13 protein-coding genes and 2 pseudogenes are annotated in these 16,888 nt (G+C 59.4%); 9 read left to right on the top strand and 6 right to left on the bottom strand.

The window, feature by feature from the left end; all coding sequences use genetic code 11:
* Both AC07VR_RS09335 and AC07VR_RS09330 read left to right on the top strand, forming a co-directional pair.
* A partial coding sequence (locus AC07VR_RS09335) for an aldehyde dehydrogenase family protein (protein ID WP_495011081.1) occupies nucleotides 1–1,254 on the top strand: 1,254 nt, incomplete at its 5' end.
* Nucleotides 1,255–1,402: 148 nt separating this feature from the next.
* Nucleotides 1,403–3,205 (top strand): acyl-CoA dehydrogenase, encoded by a 1,803-nt coding sequence (locus AC07VR_RS09330; protein WP_495011080.1) that lies wholly within the window; start codon nucleotides 1,403–1,405, stop codon nucleotides 3,203–3,205.
* A gap of 125 nt (nucleotides 3,206–3,330) precedes the next feature.
* Here AC07VR_RS09330 and AC07VR_RS09325 read toward each other — a convergent pair whose 3' ends face one another.
* The 4 genes and pseudogenes from AC07VR_RS09325 to AC07VR_RS09310 all read right to left on the bottom strand — a co-directional run bounded on the left by AC07VR_RS09325 (nucleotide 3,331) and on the right by AC07VR_RS09310 (nucleotide 5,909).
* Nucleotides 3,331–4,062: a methyl-accepting chemotaxis protein gene (locus AC07VR_RS09325; protein WP_495011089.1), complete on the bottom strand. Its 732-nt coding sequence runs from the start codon at nucleotides 4,060–4,062 to the stop codon at nucleotides 3,331–3,333.
* A gap of 132 nt (nucleotides 4,063–4,194) precedes the next feature.
* Nucleotides 4,195–5,106, bottom strand: a pseudogene (locus tag AC07VR_RS09320) (HAMP domain-containing protein); the annotation flags it as partial.
* Nucleotides 5,107–5,379: 273 nt separating this feature from the next.
* Nucleotides 5,380–5,682 (bottom strand): cell division protein ZapA, encoded by a 303-nt coding sequence (locus tag AC07VR_RS09315; protein ID WP_494995518.1) that lies wholly within the window; start codon nucleotides 5,680–5,682, stop codon nucleotides 5,380–5,382.
* Nucleotides 5,679–5,909, bottom strand: coding sequence for a hypothetical protein (locus tag AC07VR_RS09310; RefSeq protein WP_494995517.1), 231 nt, complete (start codon nucleotides 5,907–5,909; stop codon nucleotides 5,679–5,681). Before AC07VR_RS09310 ends, AC07VR_RS09315 begins: the two co-directional genes overlap by 4 nt.
* Before the next feature lie 276 nt (nucleotides 5,910–6,185).
* Here AC07VR_RS09310 and AC07VR_RS09305 point away from each other — a divergent pair.
* From AC07VR_RS09305 to selO, 5 genes and pseudogenes are all read left to right on the top strand, one after another.
* Nucleotides 6,186–6,908: pseudogene (locus AC07VR_RS09305) on the top strand (MCP four helix bundle domain-containing protein); the annotation flags it as partial.
* A 30-nt stretch (nucleotides 6,909–6,938) separates the two neighbouring features.
* Nucleotides 6,939–7,811, top strand: a complete 873-nt coding sequence (locus AC07VR_RS09300) for a methyl-accepting chemotaxis protein (protein WP_495011088.1) — start codon at nucleotides 6,939–6,941, stop codon at nucleotides 7,809–7,811.
* Between the two features lie 151 nt (nucleotides 7,812–7,962).
* The gene (locus AC07VR_RS09295; RefSeq protein ID WP_494995516.1) at nucleotides 7,963–9,705 is read left to right on the top strand and encodes a potassium/proton antiporter; all 1,743 of its coding nucleotides are present in this window, start codon (nucleotides 7,963–7,965) and stop codon (nucleotides 9,703–9,705) included.
* Nucleotides 9,706–9,739: 34 nt separating this feature from the next.
* A complete protein-coding gene (gene mscK, locus AC07VR_RS09290) occupies nucleotides 9,740–13,087 on the top strand; it encodes a mechanosensitive channel MscK (protein WP_494995515.1) in 3,348 nt (1,115 codons plus the stop codon).
* A gap of 58 nt (nucleotides 13,088–13,145) precedes the next feature.
* Nucleotides 13,146–14,609, top strand: a complete 1,464-nt coding sequence (selO, locus tag AC07VR_RS09285) for a protein adenylyltransferase SelO (protein WP_495011079.1) — start codon at nucleotides 13,146–13,148, stop codon at nucleotides 14,607–14,609.
* An 8-nt stretch (nucleotides 14,610–14,617) separates the two neighbouring features.
* Here selO and mazF read toward each other — a convergent pair whose 3' ends face one another.
* Together mazF and mazE are read right to left on the bottom strand one after the other, a co-directional pair.
* Complete coding sequence (mazF, locus tag AC07VR_RS09280) at nucleotides 14,618–14,980, bottom strand: type II toxin-antitoxin system toxin MazF (RefSeq protein ID WP_495011078.1); 363 nt, start codon at nucleotides 14,978–14,980, stop codon at nucleotides 14,618–14,620.
* Nucleotides 14,980–15,249, bottom strand: coding sequence for a type II toxin-antitoxin system antitoxin MazE (gene mazE, locus AC07VR_RS09275; RefSeq protein ID WP_495011077.1), 270 nt, complete (start codon nucleotides 15,247–15,249; stop codon nucleotides 14,980–14,982). The genes mazF and mazE overlap by 1 nt, the downstream gene beginning before the upstream one ends.
* A gap of 498 nt (nucleotides 15,250–15,747) precedes the next feature.
* Here mazE and AC07VR_RS09270 point away from each other — a divergent pair, with 498 nt between their 5' ends.
* Nucleotides 15,748–16,266 (top strand): Hcp family type VI secretion system effector, encoded by a 519-nt coding sequence (locus AC07VR_RS09270; RefSeq protein WP_494995511.1) that lies wholly within the window; start codon nucleotides 15,748–15,750, stop codon nucleotides 16,264–16,266.
* 184 nt (nucleotides 16,267–16,450) lie between these two features.
* Nucleotides 16,451–16,885, top strand: coding sequence for a thioredoxin TrxC (gene trxC / locus AC07VR_RS09265; protein WP_495011076.1), 435 nt, complete (start codon nucleotides 16,451–16,453; stop codon nucleotides 16,883–16,885).
* Nucleotides 16,886–16,888 lie beyond the last annotated feature (3 nt).

The following is a 16,888-nucleotide window of genomic DNA, read 5'->3' as shown; positions in this document are numbered from 1 at the left end:
ATCGACGTGGTGTCCTCGGCCTTCGACAGCGCCGGTCAGCGTTGCTCGGCCCTGCGCGTGCTGTGCTTGCAGGAAGACTCTGCCGACCGCGTCATCGAAATGCTCAAAGGTGCCATGGCTGAATGCCGTCTCGGCAACCCGGAACGCCTGTCCGTGGACATCGGCCCGGTGATTGACGCCGAAGCCAAGGCCGGCATCGAGAAACACATCCAGGGCATGCGCGACAAAGGTCGCAACGTGTACCAGGTGGCGATCGCCGACAGCGAGGAATGCAAACGTGGCACCTTCGTCATGCCAACGTTGATCGAGCTGGAAAGCTTCGACGAACTGCAGCGGGAGATCTTCGGTCCGGTACTGCACGTGGTGCGTTACAAGCGTAAAGAGATCGATCAACTGATCGGGCAGATCAACGCTTCCGGCTACGGCCTGACACTGGGCGTACACACGCGCATCGACGAAACCATTGCCAAGGTGATCGACAACGTCAACGCCGGTAACGTCTACGTCAACCGCAACATCGTCGGCGCCGTGGTCGGTGTGCAACCGTTCGGTGGTGAAGGTCTGTCGGGCACCGGCCCTAAAGCCGGTGGTCCGCTGTACTTGTACCGCTTGCTGTCGACGCGTCCTACCGACGCGATCGAACAGTCCTTCGTTCGTGGTGACGCACTCAGCACTCCGGATGTTCGTCTGCGCGACGCCATGAGCAAACCGCTGACGGCCCTGCAAACCTGGGCCAGCAACAACCAGCAAGCAGAGCTGGGCAGCATCTGCACCCAGTTCGCCGCCCAGTCGCAAAGCGGCATCACCCGCCTGCTGAACGGCCCGACCGGCGAGCGCAACAGTTACGCCATCCTGCCGCGTGAGCACGTGCTGTGCCTGGCGCAAGTCGAAGCCGACCTGCTCACCCAACTGGCTGCTGTATTGGCGGTGGGCAGTTCGGCGGTATGGCCGGAAACCGAACTGAGCAAGGCGCTCTACATTCGCCTGCCGAAAGACGTGCAAGCGCGCATCCAGCTGGTGGCCGACTGGAGCAAGGACGAAGTGGTCCTCGATACAGTCCTGCATCACGGCGACTCCGACCAACTGCGCGCGGTGTGCCAGCAAGTGGCCAAACGTGCCGGTGCTATCGTCGGGGTTCAAGGCCTGTCCCAAGGCGAAACCAACATTGCGCTGGAGCGTCTGGTGATCGAGCGTGCACTGAGCGTCAACACTGCGGCGGCGGGTGGTAACGCCAGTTTGATGACTATCGGCTGACACTCCCCCGGTGATCGTTCCCACGCTCCCGCATGGGAACGATCATGCCTCCTCTGTGTTTTTCCCCTCCATCACCCGCATCAATCTTGCTATTCACCGCCCATTCACCCGCCTAGACTCGGCCTATTCCAAAAAAAGGTAGGCCGCCATGTCCGAGACGTTGCTCAGTTCCCGCAATCTGGCTTTCGAGCTGTACGAAGTCCTCGATGCCGAGGGCCTGACTCAGCGTGAGCGGTTCGCCGAGCACAATCGTGAGACCTTCGATGCCGCCATCGGCACGGCACGAAGCATTGCCGAGAAGTTCTTTGCTCCGCACAACCGCAAGGGCGATGAAAACGAACCGCGCTATGAAGACGGCAAGGCAATATTGATTCCAGAGGTAAAACCGGCGGTCGATGCCTTCCTCGAAGCCGGCTTCCTCAACGCCGCGCGCAGTTTCGAGGCCGGCGGCATGCAGTTGCCAACTCTGCTTTCGCAAGCTTGTTTCGCGCATTTCCAATCGGCCAACGCAGCGTCGACCTCCTACCCGTTCCTGACCATGGGCGCGGCGAACCTGATCGAAAGTTTCGGCACCGATGAGCAAAAGCAACGCTTCCTGCAACCGATGATCGACGGGCGTTTCTTCGGCACCATGGCATTGACCGAGCCCCATGCAGGCTCGTCGTTGTCGGACATCCGTACTCGCGCCGAACCCGCAGCCGATGGCACTTACCGGCTCAAGGGCAACAAGATTTTCATCTCCGGCGGCGATCATTCGTTATCGGAAAACATCGTGCACATGGTGCTGGCCAAGCTGCCGGATGCGCCGACGGGGGTAAAGGGCATTTCGCTGTTCATCGTGCCCAAATTCCTGGTCAACGATGACGGCAGTCCAGGCCAGCGCAACGACGTACTGCTCGCCGGGCTGTTTCACAAGATGGGTTGGCGTGGCACCAGCTCCACCGCGCTGAACTTCGGCGATAACGGTGAGTGTGTCGGCTATCTGGTAGGCAAGCCGCACCACGGCCTGAGCTACATGTTCCAGATGATGAACGAAGCACGGATTGGCGTCGGCATGGGCGCGGTGATGCTCGGTTATGCCGGTTATCTCTACTCATTGGAGTACGCTCGCGAGCGCCCGCAAGGTCGCCTGCCGGACAGCAAGGATCCGAATACAGCACCGGTCTCGATCATTCAGCACGCCGATGTCAAACGCATGCTGCTGACCCAGAAAGCCTATGTCGAAGGCGCTTTCGACCTTGGCTTGTATGCAGCGCGCCTGTTTGACGACACCACGACCCTTGAGACCGAAGCCGAACGCAAACAGACCCACGAGCTGCTGGACCTGCTGACCCCGATCGTCAAATCCTGGCCGTCGGAGTTTTGCCTGAAGGCCAACGAATTGGCGATCCAGATCCTCGGTGGCCACGGCTACACCCGCGAGTACCCGGTGGAACAGTACTACCGCGACAACCGCCTGAACCCGATCCACGAAGGCACCCACGGTATCCAGTCGCTGGACCTGCTGGGGCGCAAACTGGCGCAGAACGGCGGCGCCGGGCTCAAGCAGCTGATTCGCCTGATCGCCGACACCGCCGAGCGAGCCCGGACCTATGGATCCCTGGACGCCCTGCGCCAGCCCCTCGAGAAGCTGGTTGCCCGCTTGCAAAGCGTGACCATCGGCCTGCTGACTGATTTGGGCCAAGGCAAGGTCAACAGCAGCCTGGCCAACTCGGCGCTGTACCTCAAAGCCTTCGGCCACACCGTGATCGGCTGGCGCTGGCTGGAACAGGCGATCCGCGCGGAGCAAGGATTGGCTCAGGGCAATGCGACGGATATCAGCTTCTATAAAGGCAAGCTGCAGGCTGCGCGGTACTTCCTGACCTGGGAAGTGCCGGGCTGCCATCATGAGCTGACGATTCTTGAAGCGCGAGATGACACGTGCCTGAGCATGCAGGATGAGTGGTTCTAGGCAGACGCCCGATCGTTCCCACGCTCTGCGTGGGAATGCAGCCAGTGACGCTCTGCGTCACAGCCATGGAGCTGGACGCGGAGCGTCCGGGGAGGCGTTCCCACGCAGAGCGTGGGAACGATCAACTACCGTAACCGAAACCCGCCCATCTGCCGCGCCAGATCATCGGCCAGGCGCTGCAGTGTCTGGCAATCCTCGCGACATGCACGCACTTCACTTGCCGTGGCGCGGGCCAGATCCGAGATACCTTGCACGTTACGGTTGATCTCTTCGGTCACCGCCGACTGCTCTTCGGTGGCGGTCGCCACCTGGTGGTTCATGTCGCTGATGCGCTCCACCTGGCCGGTAATCGCCGTCAGCGAGGCCCCGGTGCGCTGACTGGATTCGACGCCAGTCCCCGTCGCCGCTTGCCCGGAATGCATCGACGACACCGCATTTTCCGCGCCCTGTTTGAGGCGTTGAATCATCTGCCGGATTTCGTCGGTGGACGACTGGGTTCTACGCGCCAGAGTCCGCACTTCATCGGCGACCACCGCAAACCCGCGCCCCATATCCCCTGCTCGCGCTGCTTCAATCGCTGCGTTCAAGGCCAGTAGATTGGTCTGCTCGGAGATCCCGCGAATGACCGCCAACACCTGATCGATGGACGCCACCTGCGTCGCCAACTCGCCCACCGCACCGGCGGCGATCCCAATCTCATCAGACATGCTTTCGATATGGCGGATCGAACCACCGACCACTTCCCGTGCCTGCAAGGCTTCATCGCGAGCGGTTTGCGAGGCGACCGCGGCATTGCCAGCGTTTTGCGCAATTTCCTGCACGGTCAGGCCCATCTCATGCACGGCGGTAGCAACCATATCGGTCATTTCCTGCTGCCGACCGGAGCGTTCGGCGGTGTTGTCCACCACCAGCGCGACCTCCCCGACCGCTGTGCGCAGTCGCTCACTGGTGGCCAGCACTTCACCGATCATTTCGCGCTGACTGTCGAGAAAACGATTGAAGCCGCGCGCCAGATCACCCAGCTCATCGGCTCGAGAGGAATCTAACCTGTGAGTCAAATCGCCACCACCGCTACCAATCGCCACCAATGCCGCTGTTACCTGACGGATCGGGCGCACCAGCCCGCGGGCCAGCAACACCACCAATAACAGGCAGACCAGGGCCACACACAAGCCAATGGCGCTGGTCATCCACATCGCCTGTCTGGCCTGGGCGTAGATCTGCGATTGCGGCACTTCGGCCACCAGGGTCCAGCCCAAGTCCCGCAGAGGCAGGCTCAAGGCCAGGAAGTCTTCACCATCGCGGATAAAAACGCTGCTGGTCAGCCCTTGATGCCCCATCACCGCCTGTGCCGCCGGGCTGCCGATCTGCTCGGCCACCTGACGTTTTCCGCTGAATTGCGCTTCTGGATGCACCTGAATCAAACCGTCGGAACGCACCAGATAGACCTTGCCGCGCTCACCGAAGCTAAAGTTGTGAATCAACTCAGAGAGCTCGCGCATGCTCAGGCCCAGCCCGGCAACGCCCACGACTTTGCCGGCCGCCTCGACCTTGAGGTCGATAAACAGCGCCAGTTCACCGGTGCGGGTGTCATTGTCGATATTCAGGGTGCGCGGCTGATTGCTGTCCAGAAAGGCATAGAACCAGGCATCGGTCGGACTGGATCGGCTCAGGGTCCGATCAAGACCTTTTTCGGTGTAGTAGTGGCCTGAAGCAGAACCCGCGATCAGCGCGGTAAAGGCTTTGTGCTCGGCGCGGATACCTTCCAGATAGCTGACGAAGCTGTTGGTCCGGGCTCCGCTTTCGCCCCCGGCCAGCCATTCGCGCACCATGCTGTTGCTGGCGATGTCTTTGGCTGCGGTCAGTGGCTGGACCAGAAGTCGTTCGATGTCGTTGCGCATCGCTTCGATGCTGGAGGGCAGCGCCTTCTCCACCAGATAGCTCTGGGCCAGGCGGTTGACCACCAGGGTATAAATGCCGACCACGATCAGAATACTGACCAGCAGGGCGGTGCCCATACTCAGGATCAACTGCCATTGAATACTGCGTCGCCAGAACTGCATGGAGCACCCCCAAAGAATAAGAGGCTGAAACACTGCAACAGCCATGCCGATTGTATACAAACTACAAAACAGTTTGTCCGACAGTTTATTCTTTGGTTGTGCTCAACCCGATCAGGCCTGGCCGATCGTCCGTGAAATCACTTCAACCGTGGCGCTGACTTGCTCTTGGTAACGGTCGAGTTCCTGCTTGTGCCGTTTCTGCATGTCGATCTGCTGCGAGCACAGATTCATCGCCGCCAGCACCAGCAATTTGTCTCCAATCAGAGTCGGGTATTTTTTCTTGGTGCTGGCCAAAGCGGCCTTCAGCATTAAAGCAGCGTCCAGCAGGGTCTGCTCTTCCCCGGCCGGAGCCTTGATTGAATAGTCCTCCCCGAGAATCGAGATGACTTTTATCCCGTCGGCGCCGTTTCTCATGCGTTGACAGGACCCGCGCTGACGCGCTCAACCAGGGCTTGAATGCGTGCCACGGTGGCGCCCTGCTTTTCTTCCTGCTCCATCAGGCTCAGTTGCAGACTTTCGTTTTCATCCTTGGCCTGGGCCAGTTCCGCACTGAGTTTTTTGTTCGTGCCGAGCAGCTCCTGGTTCTGTTGCACCAGTTCGCTGACCAGCTGTTCCAATTGGCTTAGGGATGCTTCCAACATTTTGATTTCTCAGGCATTTTCAAAGGGCGCGTACGATAAAGAAAAGTCATCACGGATGCCAGGGTTATCCGGGCCGGACGCCTTGATTTTCCTGGCGACGACCTTGCTTGCGAGCTTTAAAGACTGCGATTCATCCATCTGGTTCCTGGCGCTTCGTAATAGCGCCTCGCCTGCGGCAAAAATACGCAGACGCTCAAGACTTTAGTCTTATGACCGATAAGTCACAGATATCCAGTCTTGGCACCTCGCGCGAATGCGCTTTATTCGGTAAACACCATGTCCCTTCGTAATTTGAATATCGCTCCGCGAGCGTTCCTCGGCTTTGCCTTGATCGGCAGTCTGATGTTGATTCTGGGGGTGTTCGCCTTGAACCAGATGAGCAAGATTCGCGCAGCCGCTGAAGACATCACTCTCAACAATATGCCGAGCATCAAAAGCCTCGACGAATTCACCCAACTGAGCCTGCGTCAGCGAGTGCTGTCCTACCGTCTGCTGGTCAACCGCGAACCGGATATCCAGCAAAAGACCATGGAGTTGCTCGACACCCGTAACCAGCAGATCCGTGTCGCCCAATCCGTCTATGAAAAGCTCATCAGCAGCCCGCAGGAACGCGCGGCCTACGACCAGTACATGCAGTTGCTGGGGCAATACCGCCAGATTGAAGACCGGATGAAGACGCTTTCGCGTAATAACCAGGTCGACGAACTGCGCACGTTGCTGAACACCGAATTGCTGACCAACTCCGAAGCGATTAACACCGTGCTGAACCGCCTGCTCGAAATCAACACCCAGCAGACCGTCAACACCAATCAGCAGGCCACCGATCAATACTCCTCCGCCTTCAATCTGGTGGTGACATTGCTGGTCATCGCTACCGGCTTGACCTTGCTGTTTGCCTGGTTACTGACCAATAGCATCACTCAGCCTATTGCCAAGGCCCTGATCGCCGCCGAAGAAATCGCCGAAGGCAACCTGACCCGCCCCATCAAGGTCGACGGCAGCGACGAAGCGGGTCGCCTGTTGCTGGCCATGTCGAAAATGCAGGAAAAACTGCGTGACACCCTGCAACGGATTTCCGGTTCGGCCACACAACTTGCCTCAGCGGCAGAAGAGCTGAACAGCGTCACCGACGAAAGCGCCCGTGGCCTGACCCAGCAGAACAATGAAATCGAACAGGCCGCCACCGCCGTCAATGAAATGACCAGCGCCGTGGAAGAAGTTGCGCGTAATGCGGTGAGCACTTCCGAAGCCTCGCAAAACGCCACCACCTCTGCCGGTGACGGCCGTGATCTGGTGCAGGAAACTGTCAGCGCCATCGAACGCATGAGCGCCGACGTGCAGAGCACTGCCAACCTGATCGGTAACCTGGCAGAAGAATCGCGGGACATCGGCAAAGTGCTGGACGTGATTCGCGGCCTCGCCGACCAGACCAATTTGCTCGCGCTGAACGCCGCGATTGAAGCCGCACGCGCCGGTGAGGCCGGTCGTGGTTTTGCCGTAGTGGCGGATGAAGTTCGTGCCCTGGCGCACCGCACCCAGCAGTCCACCAGCGAAATCGAACGCATGATCGGCAGCATCCAGAGCGGTACCGAACACGCCGTCAATTCGATGCGCAACAGTACCGAGCGCGCCGAATCGACGCTAAACATCGCCAAGGGCGCCGGCCTGTCGCTGGACACCATCAACAGCGCCATCGCCGAGATCAACGAACGTAACCTGGTCATCGCCAGTGCCGCCGAAGAACAGGCGCAGGTCGCCCGTGAAGTCGACCGCAACCTGGTGAACATTCGCGACTTGTCTGTGCAATCAGCCACCGGTGCCAATCAGACCAGTGCTGCGAGCAATGAGCTGTCGCGCCTGGCGCTGGACCTGAACAACATGGTTGGGCGGTTTAGCCTCTGAGTAGGCGATCGCACCCACGCAGAGCGTGGGATCGATCGTCGTCTCGCGTCAAAAGCTTTTTTGACAGCATCACATTTCAACAGGTTAGAATCGTGGCACGCAGACTGCATGGTCAGTTTGCGCCCGCCTGCCTGCTTCTGGAGTACTGCCTTTGAATGCGACGACCATCAACAGCCTGTTCTTGATCGGCGCGTTGCTGGTAGGTGCGAGCATACTGGTGAGCTCCCTTTCGTCCCGCCTCGGCATCCCGATTCTGGTGATCATCCTGGCTGTGGGCATGGCCGCCGGCGTCGACGGCGGCGGCATCATCTTCGATAACTACCCAACGGCTTATCTGGTCGGCAACCTCGCGCTGGCCGTGATCCTGCTCGACGGCGGGTTGCGCACCCGGGTCGCGAGTTTCCGCGTAGCGCTATGGCCAGCGCTGTCGCTGGCCACGATCGGGGTACTGATCACCACCGGGCTGACCGGCATGGCCGCCGCCTGGCTGTTCAACCTGAACCTGATCCAGGGCCTGCTGATCGGCGCCATCGTCGGCTCCACCGATGCCGCGGCGGTGTTCTCGCTGCTGGGCGGCAAAGGCTTGAACGAACGGGTGACCGCCAGCCTGGAAATCGAATCTGGCAGCAACGACCCGATGGCGGTGTTTCTCACCGTTACCCTGATCGACATGCTCGCCAGCGGCGAAACCGGTCTGCACTGGAGCCTGCTGGGGCACCTGATCAGTGAGTTCGGTATCGGCGCCATCATCGGTCTGGGCGGTGGCTGGCTGATGCTGCAAATGGTCAATCGAATCCACCTGGCCGCCGGCCTGTATCCGATTCTGGTGATCGCCGGCGGTCTGGTGGTGTTCGCCCTGACCAACGCCCTGCACGGCAGCGGCTTCCTCGCGGTGTACCTGTGCGGTCTGGCGATTGGCAACCGCCCGGTACGCAGCCGCCACGGCATCCTGCACATGCTCGACGGCATGGCCTGGCTGGCGCAAATCGGCATGTTCCTGGTGCTGGGGCTGCTGGTGACACCCCACGACTTGCTACCCATTGCCCTGCCCGCCCTCGGTCTGGCGCTGTGGATGATTCTGTTTGCGCGGCCGCTGTCGGTGATAGTCGGCTTGCTACCGTTCAAGGCTTTCCATGGGCGCGAGAAGGCCTTTATCTCTTGGGTTGGTTTGCGCGGCGCGGTCCCGATCATTCTGGCGGTATTCCCGTTGATGGCCGGCCTGCCGAACGCCCAGCTGTACTTCAATCTCGCGTTCTTCATCGTGCTGGTATCGCTGCTGGTGCAAGGCACCAGCCTGCCGTGGGTCGCCAAACTGTTGAAGGTGATGGTTCCACCAGAACCCGCGCCGATCTCCCGGGCCGCCCTCGAAGTGCACGTCACCAGTGAGTGGGAACTGTTCGTGTACCGTCTTGGCGCAGAGAAATGGTGCATCGGTGCCGCTCTTCGCGAGCTGAAAATGCCCGAAGGCACACGTATCGCGGCGCTGTTTCGCGGTCAGCAACTGCTCCATCCGTCGGGTAGTACGGTGCTCGAAGTCGGTGATTTGCTCTGCGTTATCGGCCATGAACACAACCTGCCGGCGCTCGGAAAACTCTTCAGTCAGGCACCGCAACGCGGCCTCGATTTGCGCTTCTTCGGTGACTTCGTTCTGGAAGGCGACGCCCAACTGGGGGCGGTTTCAACGCTGTACGGACTGCAACTCGAAGGGGTCGATCCAGACATGCCACTGAGCCGCTTCATTACCCAGAAAGTGGGCGGTGCGCCGGTAGTCGGCGACCAGGTGGAGTGGAACAACACCATCTGGACCGTTGCCGTCATGGACGGGAACAAGATTGCCAAAGTGGGCGTCAGATTCCCCGAAGGAAGTCGCCCGGGACCCGGACTCTTCCTCTAAACTGCCCACTTTCAATCCAGCTCGACCGGTATCTATGTCAACCCTGCGTACGTGTTTCGCCATTATCTTGCTTGGGCTCAGCCTTTCCGTCGGCGCGCTGCAAGCGGCTGATCTACCCACCAGTGAGTCGGTCCAGCATAGCCTGGACAAGATTGCTGATCGCAAGCTACCCGAGGCTGACCAAAAGGCCCTGCAAACGATTCTGCAGCAGACGTTGACCCAACTGGTCAACCTGCAGGATTACGAACAGAAACTGGCCGACCTCAAGCAGCAACTGAATACGGCGCCACGCCAGACCGCCGAAAACCAACGCGAACTGGTACGTCTCAAGGCCACCAAGGTGGTACCTGCGGCACAGCGTTATGCCAACCTGCCAGTCCCGCAGCTCGAGCAGTTGTTAACCGAACGCAGCAATCAGCAGGGCGAATTGCAGAAAGCCCTGGCCGACGCCAACAGCCTGATCATCACTGCACAGACCCGGCCGGAACGGGCTCAGGCCGAGATCAGCAACAGCCAGACGCGCATCCTGCAAATCAACGGCATCCTGAAACTCGGCAAGGATGGCGGCAAGCTACTGAGCGCCGATCAACGCAATCAACTCAACGCCGAACTGGCCGCGCTCAACGGGCTGATCCCGTTACGCCGTCAGGAACTGGCCGGCAACAGCCAACTGCAAGACCTGGGCAACAGTCAGCACGACTTGCTGATGGAAAAAACCGCGCGCATGGAGCAGGAAATCCAGGATCTGCAAACCCTGATCAACCAGAAGCGCCTGGCCCAGTCCCAGGAGACGGTGACCCAACAGTCGATCGAAGCGCAAAAATCAGGCAGCAGCAGTCTGCTCGCCACCGAAAGCGCGACCAACCTGAAACTGTCCGACTACCTGCTCAAAAGCACCGACCGCCTCAACGAAGTGACCCAGCAGAACCTGCAAACCAAGCAGCAACTCGACAGCGTGACCCAGAGCGATGCGGCCCTGGACGAGCAGATCAACGTGCTCAGGGGCAGCCTGCTGCTTTCCAAGATTCTCTACAAACAAAAACAGGCCCTGCCGCGCCTCAAGCTCGACCGCAATCTGGCCGACCAGATCGCCGACATACGTTTGTACCAATTCGAAGTCAGCCAACAACGAGAGCTGCTCGGCAACCCGAGCAGCTACGTCGACACGCTGCTGGCGACTCAACCGCCGGAGCAAGTCACACCACAGCTGCGCAAGAACCTGCTCGATCTGGCGATCACCCGCGCCGATCTGCTGGAACGGCTGAGCCGTGAACTGAGCGCCGTGCTCAACGAGTCCATCACCCTGCAGCTGAATCAGAAACAGCTGCTCAGCACCGCGCAAAATCTGCGCGCGACCCTTGACGAACAGATGTTCTGGATTCCCAGCAACAAGCCACTGGACCTCGAATGGATGCGAGCCGTGCCTGATCGTCTGGATAAACAGATCACCACGCTGCCATGGGCTTCAAGCCTGAGCGAGCTGGCCGACGGCCTGACCCAACGCCCGCTGCTGTTCCTGCCGCTGGCGTTACTGATCGGCGCCTTGCTGTGGAGACGCAAGTACCTCTATGCCCGGCTGATCAAGGTTCACCGGGACATCGGCCATTTCAAACGCGACAGCCAGTGGCATACGCCCCAGGCGATTCTGATCAATATCTTGTTGGCGATGCCGGTATCTTTGGCCTTGGCCCTGTGCGGCCTCGCACTGCAGATCGACGCCCGCGGGCAAAACGCCAACCTCGGCGCCGCTCTGCTGCAGATCGCACAGGCGTGGCTGGTGTTCTACACCGCGTACCGGATCCTGGCGCCGGGTGGCGTGGCGGAACTGCATTTCCGCTGGGAAAGACCTCAGGTGGAATTCCTTCGCGGCTGGATCCGCCGTCTTGGGCTGGTCGTACTGGCGCTGGTGGCCGTGGTGGCGGTTGCCGAATTGCAACCGGCATCCCTGGCGGATGACGTTATCGGCATCGCCGTGGTGCTGACCTGCTATGCCTTGATGGCCTGGTTGCTCAGCCGCCTGCTGCTCAACAGCCCGACACATAACAGCGCCTCACTGATTCGCAAAGCCGTCGGCATACTGTTTACCGTGCTGCCGATCGCCTTGTTCATTGCTGTGTGTTTTGGCTACTTCTACACCGCACTGAAACTCAGCGACCGGTTGATCAACACCCTGTACCTGCTGATGTTCTGGCTGGTGATCGAGGCCACCTTCGTGCGCGGCCTGGCCGTCGCGGCGCGGCGTCTGGCCTACCAGCGGGCCCTGACCAAACGCCAGGCGGCCAAGGAAGCCGGCGACGGCGAAGCGATCGTCGAAGAGCCAACACTGGACATCGAGAAAGTCAACGAACAGTCCCTGCGACTGATCCGCCTGGCCTTGCTCGGCGGGTTCATCGCTGCACTGTACTGGGTCTGGAAGGACCTGATCACGGTGTTCTCGTACCTGGACAACATCACCCTGTACGAATACACCAGCGGTACCGGCGCCAACATGAGCATGGTGCCGATCAGCATCGGCGACATGCTTGGCGCATTGATCATCATCGGCATCACTCTGGCGCTGGCGCGAAACCTGCCAGGCTTGCTGGAAGTACTGGTGCTGTCCAAGCTCGACCTGGCCCAGGGTAGCGCTTACGCCACAACCACCCTGCTGACTTACGTGATTGCCGGTGTGGGTTTTGTTTCAACCCTGTCGACCCTCGGCGTGAGCTGGGACAAACTGCAATGGCTGGTAGCGGCGCTCTCGGTGGGTCTGGGTTTCGGCATGCAGGAGATCTTCGCCAACTTCATCTCCGGGATCATGATCCTGTTCGAGCGACCGGTCCGGATCGGCGACACGATCACCATCGGCAACCTGTCGGGCACGGTGAGCAAAATCCGTATCCGTGCCACCACCATCACCGACTTCGACCGCAAGGACATCATTGTCCCGAACAAGACGTTCATCACCGGGCAACTGATCAACTGGTCGCTGACCGACACCGTGACCCGGGTGACCCTCAAACTGGGCGTCGGCTATGATTCGGATCTGGAGCTGGTGCGAACCCTGCTGCTCAGAGCCGCCATGGAAAACCCGCGCGTGCTGAAGGACCCTTCGCCCTCGGTGTTCTTCCTGAACTTCGGTGAAAGCACCCTGGATCACGAACTGCGTATTCATGTGCGTGACCTTGGCGACCGTAACCCGGCACTCGATGAAATCAACCGGTTCATCAACAGCGAGTTCAAGAAGCACAACATCAACATCGCTTTCCGTCAGGTGGATGTGCACCTGAAAAACCTGACAGGCCAGGAACAGATATTACTGGCCACCGATGCTGTCAAACCCGCCACGCCTCCCGATAAAGGCAAGACACCACCTGAGCCACCATCGGCGCGTCTCGACTGACTGGACGCCACGCGCCAATCCCCAGCAGAATACCTGGACATTCTGCTGGAGATGGCCGTTGAAAGCCCTCGACGAACTGACCTTCGACAATCGCTTTGCCCGCCTGGGCGACGCGTTCTCAACCGATGTGCTGCCCGAGCCTATCGACAATCCGCGACTGGTGGTTGCCAGCGCGGCAGCCATGGCGTTGCTCGACCTCGACCCGGCGGTAGCCGAGACGCCGGTGTTCGCCGAGCTGTTCAGCGGCCACAAGCTCTGGGCCGAAGCCGAGCCACGGGCGATGGTCTATTCCGGGCATCAGTTCGGCTCCTACAACCCACAACTGGGGGACGGTCGCGGGCTGCTGTTGGGCGAGGTCTACAACGACGCCGGCGAGCATTGGGATCTGCACCTCAAGGGCGCCGGGCAAACGCCGTATTCGCGTATGGGCGATGGTCGAGCGGTGCTGCGTTCATCGATCCGCGAGTTTCTGGCCTCTGAAGCGCTGCATGCCCTGGGTATTCCCACTACCCGCGCGCTGTGTGTGATTGGCTCAAATACGCCCGTCTGGCGCGAGAAGCAGGAACGCGGGGCGATGGTGCTGCGCCTGGCGCCAAGTCACGTGCGCTTTGGGCATTTCGAATACTTTTACTACACCAAAAAACCCGAGCAGCAGAAGCAGCTCGGCGAGCATGTGTTGGCGATGCATTTTCCTGAGTGCCTGGAGCAACCCGAGCCGTACCTGGCGATGTTCCGCGAGATCGTCGAGCGCAATGCCGAGCTGATCGCCAAATGGCAGGCCTATGGCTTCTGCCACGGCGTGATGAACACCGACAACATGTCGATCCTCGGGATCACCTTCGACTTCGGCCCTTTTGCCTTCCTCGATGACTTCGACGCCCACTTCATCTGCAACCATTCCGATGATCAGGGCCGCTACTCCTTCAGTAATCAGGTGCCCATCGGTCAATGGAACCTCAGCGCGCTGGCGCAAGCCCTGACGCCGTTCATCAGCGTCGAGGCCCTGCGCGAAACCCTTGGCCTGTACTTTCCGCTGTACCAGGCCCACTACCTGGACCTGATGCGCCGCCGTCTCGGATTGACCAGCGCCGAAGACGACGATCAGAAGCTCGTCGAAGGTTTGCTGCAATTGATGCAAAACAGCGGCATCGACTACAACCTGTTCTTCCGTCGACTGGGTAATGAGACCGCCGAACAGGCCGTCGCCCGCCTGCGTGACGACTTCATCGATCTCAAAGGTTTCGACGCCTGGGCCGAGCGCTATACAGCCCGCGTCGCCCGTGAAGGTGCCGATGATCAAGCGCGGCGCCGCAGCCGCATGCACGCGGTCAACCCGCTCTACATCCTGCGCAACTATCTGGCGCAAAAAGCTATCGAAGCGGCTGAAAGCGGTAATTACGAAGAGGTGCGGCGTCTACATACGGTGCTGAGCAATCCGTTCGAAGAACAACCGGGAATGGAAAACTATGCAGAGCGCCCGCCCGAGTGGGGCAAGCATCTGGAGATCAGTTGTTCGTCGTGAGAATGGATTCAGTCTTGAGGGTCAATTGCACTGACAACTCGCGAAACGATGTCCATCATCGTCACATCGTCGAGACGTTCGATAAACTTGGCAGAACCCTCTCGGACTCGTTGTTCGATATCAAAACTGCGCACCTGATTACACACCACGACGCCATTGGTTTCGTGCCCGGTGACAACCACCGCCAAACCTGAGTTTCGGCTGAAGCTACCGCCACTGGTCACCGGGACAGTCATACTCACACCCAAGGCATTGATCTCTCGCGGTGTTATCACAACAAAACGGTGGCGATTCGTCATCTCTCGACCTGCCACCGGGTTCGGATCAATCCAGTAAACATCGCCTCGCTGCGGGGCCTGTCGACGAACCATCAGCCCAACTCCCGGCCAACCGGGTCGCCTTCACGAGCCCAGGCTGTTTCAGCGTTGAGCTCGGCGATTTCATCGGAACCCTCTAGCAGTTGAGCCAAGGTATAGCGCTTGCGCACTGGCTGTAAGACTGGCCGAGCGATCAACTCACCATCGACTACATTCAGCTCCAATTGCGCCCCCACCTCCAGATGCAGCAATTTCAATAAAGTCGGCGGGATGGTCATCACCGCAGCACCGCCTTGTCGGCGGATTTTGGAAGTCACGGACATAAGTGGACTCCGATCCAAAATAAGGTTGATATCGACGTCTCGATAAGTGCAACAAAAGTAGCACGCAGATGGGAGCAAAGCGAATTCCTCACTCAGTCACTTGAAAGTATTGAACGCTGTTCCCAGCCTAGATCCAGGTCGTAAACAGCCAACCTCAAATATGTGAACGCATGTGACCGCAAGGCAAAGCGGCGCTCAGCCATGATGCGCAACTTTTTGCGCAAAAGCCTGTGCATAACTCTGTTGATATCTCCTCGTGAACCTTGCAGCAAAAGGCTCTTGACCCGCTGCGCAGGAACTTGCTCGGTGGTGCGCAAGTTCCTGCGCAACTTTCTTCATTAATCGTTGAGCAACGCTCGAAAAGCATCACAGATAATATTTATCTTATTGATTTATATAGATTATTTTTTAGTGGCATGGAGCTTGATAACTGTCAGGCGCCCACCGGGCGTTTTCGCCTCCCGGGCACCCTCAGTTATTCAAGCAAGGAGAGCATCCATGGCTACACCCGCGTACATGTCCATCACTGGTGAGAAACAAGGGCTGATCACCGCTGGCGCGTTCACCGCAGACTCCGTTGGCAACACTTATCAGGAAGGCCACGAAGACCAGGTGATGGTTCAGGGCTTCAGCCACGAAGTGATCATCCCGCGTGATCCACTGTCCGGCCAACCCACTGGTCAGCGCGTTCACAAGCCGGTATGCATCACCAAAGTCTTCGACAAGGCTTCGCCGCTGCTGCTGGCTGCGCTGACTTCGGGCGAGCGCCTGAGCGAGATCACTATCCACTGGTACCGCACTTCCGCTGCCGGCACCCAGGAGCACTACTACACCACCAAACTGGAAGACGCGATCATCGTCGACATCAAAGACTACATGCACAACTGCCAGGATCCGAACATGTCGCACTTCACCCACCAGGAAGACGTGCACTTCACTTACCGCAAAATCACCTGGACCCACGAAGTCTCTGGCACTTCCGGTTCCGATGACTGGCGTAGTCCGGTCGCTGGCTAGTCTGGCCGACCGTCGCACCGCATCGGCCAGCTCTGCTGGTCGATGTTGTTTGCAGCGCTCAACAGTTCAGAACCTCTGCATCCGGGCCAGGTCTGTTTCCTGCGCTCCCTGACCGCCCGCGCCTTGATAATTCCTGCCTGCGACTCCAGATAAGCGTCATTGCCTATTCTCCCGGAGACCGCTCATGTCCGATCCAACGCTGATCCCCTGCCCCCACTGTAACGGTCTCAACCGCATTCCCGCCGAACGCCTGAACGACAAACCCAAATGCGGTCGTTGCAAAGCCGAGGTATTGCTCCACAAGCCGTTCGAGTTGAAACAGGGCGATTACGCCAGTCAGATCAAAGGCGACTTACCGTTGCTGGTGGATGTGTGGGCAGACTGGTGCGGGCCGTGCAAGTCGTTTGCGCCGGTGTTTGAACAGGCCGCAGGGCAGTTGGCGGGCAAGTGTCGCCTGGCCAAGCTGGACAGTGAGGCCAATCAGCAGTTGTCAGCGCAGTTGGGCATTCGCTCGATTCCCAGCCTGATCCTGTTCAAGAATGGCCAGGAAGTGGCGCGCCAGAGCGGGGCCTTCCCGTTGCAGCAGTTACTGGACTGGTTGCGCAGTCAGGGCATCTGACTG

Source organism: Pseudomonas sp. GW821-FHT02H09 (assembly GCF_059421425.1).
Note: the sequence above shows the minus strand (reverse complement) of the source record. Positions and strands in the feature narration are given on the sequence as shown.